Here is a 2,778-nt window from a genome sequence, read left to right on the forward strand (position 1 = left end):
CAATCGCCGCTAAACGACCGTTTATAGGGCGCAAAGCCGATCGGTCGATTTGCATAACCCATGGCGGATTTCGGCGAAAGCCGACGTCTACGTTAACGACGCTGAATGTCTTGAGTTGGTCGGAAGCTGACGTTGACGGCGCGACGGACGAACGGCGTATATGGGTCGCTAGCAGACATCGCCTGCCTACCTACGCGCCGACTGTCTCCAGCAATCCCTCGAACAGCCGGCGGCCGTCATCGCCGCCGTGGGCGGCTTCGATCTTGCGTTCGGGGTGCGGCATCATGCCCAGCACGTTGCCGGCGTCGTTGAGCACGCCCGCGATCCGGCGCGCGCTGCCGTTGACCGGCTCGGCATAACGGAAGGCGATTCGGCCTTCCCCTTCGAGGCGGTCGAGCGTGTCGGTATCGGCGACATAATTGCCGTCGTGGTGTGCCACCGGGAACATCACCCGTTCCCCGGCGGCGTAGCGGCTGGTAAAGGCGCTCTGGGCGTTCTCCACCGTCAGCGCGACATCGCGGCAGACGAAGTTCAGCGCCGCGTTGCGCATCAGCGCGCCGGGCAGCAGCCCCGCCTCGGTCAGCACCTGAAAGCCGTTGCACACGCCCAGAACCGGCAGGCCCTTGCCTGCCGCATTCGCGATCGCGCCCATGATCGGGCTGCGCGCGGCCATCGCCCCGGCGCGGAGATAGTCGCCATAGGAGAAGCCCCCCGGCACGGCGACCAGCCCGACCCCGTCGGGCAGCGCGGTATCGCGGTGCCACACCATGTGCGGCTTCACCCCCGTCACCTGCTCCAGCGCCACCGCGATATCACGGTCGCAATTGGAACCGGGGAAGACGATGACCGCGGTCTTCACGCCCGTTCCACCCGGTAATTCTCGATGACCGTATTGGCGAGCAACTGGCGGCACATCGCGTCGATATCGGCGTCGGTGGTCGAATCCGCGACGTCGAGCTCGATCAGCTTGCCGACGCGCGCACCGTTTACCCCGGCGAAGCCGAGACCCGCCAGAGCGTGTTCGATGGCCTTGCCCTGGGGATCGAGCACGCCGGCCTTGAGCGTCACATGGATGCGCAGTTTCATGGTCGCGCGCTATGCCGCGACAGGCCGCGCGGGGCAATGGTGAAGGTGCGCGACGGCGCCGGCGTCGCGTTACTTGCCGCGCCGTTTCCGGTGGCTTTCCATATCGAGCACCGCGGTTTCGCCGCCCTCGGGCCACAGGCCCAGCCGCCGCGCGACTTCCTGATACGCTTCGACCTCGCCGCCGAGATCGTTGCGGAAGCGATCCTTATCGAGCCGCTCGTTGGTTTCCATGTCCCACAGGCGACAGCCATCGGGGCTGATCTCGTCCGCCAGGATGATGCGGCCGTAATCATTGTCCCAGATACGGCCGAATTCGAGTTTGAAATCGACCAGCCGGATGCCGACCCCCGCGAACAGCCCGCACAGGAAATCATTCACGCGAATCGCCAGATCGGCGATGTCGTGCATCTCCTCCTGACTGGCCCAGCCGAAGGCGGCGATATGTTCGTCGGAGATCATCGGATCGCCGAGCGCGTCGTCCTTGAAATAATATTCGAGGATCGTGCGCGGCAATTGCGTGCCTTCTTCGATCCCCAGCCGCTTGGCCAGCGTACCCGCGGCGACGTTGCGGACGACCACCTCGATCGGCACGATCTCGACCTGCCGGATCAACTGTTCGCGCATGTTGAGCCGGCGGATGAAGTGCGTCGGTACGCCGATCAAGCCGAGCAGGGTGAAGATATGCTCGCTGATGCGGTTGTTGATGACGCCCTTGCCGTTGATCGTGCCCTTCTTCTGCGCGTTGAAGGCGGTTGCGTCGTCCTTGAAATACTGGATCAGCGTGCCCGGCTCAGGCCCTTCGTAAAGGATCTTTGCCTTGCCTTCGTAGATCTGCCGCCTGCGCGCCATCGCATCTGCCTTCATCGAAACGGATCGCCCCGGCAGCGACGGGGTCGCGATGCCGGGGCGGGGAGTCTGGGCGGCGCTATACGGGATGGGGGCAGGGGGCGCAAATCAGCGCGACGGTCGCAGTGCCGCCAGCACCAGCCGCTTCGCCTCTCGCCACGCCGCCGTGTCGGGCGTCACCAGTTCGACATGCCCGGTGTCCGGCACGTCGTGCAGTGTAGCACGATCCCCGGCCGTCGTGGCACGCGCGACATAGTCGGTCGCCATCCGATACGGGATGATGCGATCCTCGCGCCCATTGACCAGATCCTGCGGCACATCGATCGGCAACAATCGGGGGACCGACGTATCGGCATAAGGATCGCTGCGATCGCCGCCGACGAGTCGCGCGACGATCGCGGTGCCGCAGCCATTGTCGGGGCTGGTGGCGGTCGCCTCCAGATCGGGCAGCCCACCGAGGCTGATGACATGCGCGATCGGCAGCGGGTCGGGAACGCGCAAGGCACTCCCTGCGGGCAGCTTGGAACGGGCGGCGAGCCAGAGCGCGAGGTGCCCGCCCGCCGAGTGGCCGATCGCGACGACGCGGCGCGTGTCCAGCCGATAGGCGGCGGCGTGATGACGTAGCGCGTCGGTGGCCGCGGCGGCATCGGCGAAGGTGCCGGGATAGCCGCCCCCGGCCCGATCGACGCCGCGATAATCGATATTCCACACCGCCACCCCGGCGCGGCGCAGATCGTCCGCCACCCAGTCCATCAGCCGCCGGTCCGCGATGCTCGTCTGCCAGCAACCGCCATGCACCATGACCACCACCGGGTGCAGCCCGGCACTCCGTGGCAGCCAGACGTC

The 2,778-nt window shown here is 66.2% G+C and carries 4 protein-coding genes; all 4 read right to left on the reverse strand.

The genetic code is table 11. The features are described from left to right. Window positions 1-190: 190 nt before the first annotated feature. Entirely contained in the window at window positions 191-859 is a 669-nt protein-coding gene (purQ, locus tag ACFDSW_RS04505; RefSeq protein ID WP_375249081.1) for a phosphoribosylformylglycinamidine synthase subunit PurQ, read from the reverse strand. Then, window positions 856-1,086 (reverse strand): phosphoribosylformylglycinamidine synthase subunit PurS, encoded by a 231-nt coding sequence (gene purS / locus ACFDSW_RS04510; RefSeq protein ID WP_375249082.1) that lies wholly within the window; start codon window positions 1,084-1,086, stop codon window positions 856-858. The genes purQ and purS overlap by 4 nt, the downstream gene beginning before the upstream one ends. A gap of 69 nt (window positions 1,087-1,155) precedes the next feature. Next, a complete protein-coding gene (purC, locus tag ACFDSW_RS04515) occupies window positions 1,156-1,935 on the reverse strand; it encodes a phosphoribosylaminoimidazolesuccinocarboxamide synthase (protein WP_375249083.1) in 780 nt (259 codons plus the stop codon). Between the two features lie 105 nt (window positions 1,936-2,040). Then, a partial coding sequence (locus tag ACFDSW_RS04520; RefSeq protein WP_375249084.1) for an alpha/beta hydrolase occupies window positions 2,041-2,778 on the reverse strand: 738 nt, incomplete at its 5' end.

Origin of the sequence: Sphingomonas sp., from assembly GCF_042091075.1 — a bacterium.
Lineage (GTDB): Bacteria > Pseudomonadota > Alphaproteobacteria > Sphingomonadales > Sphingomonadaceae > Sphingomonas.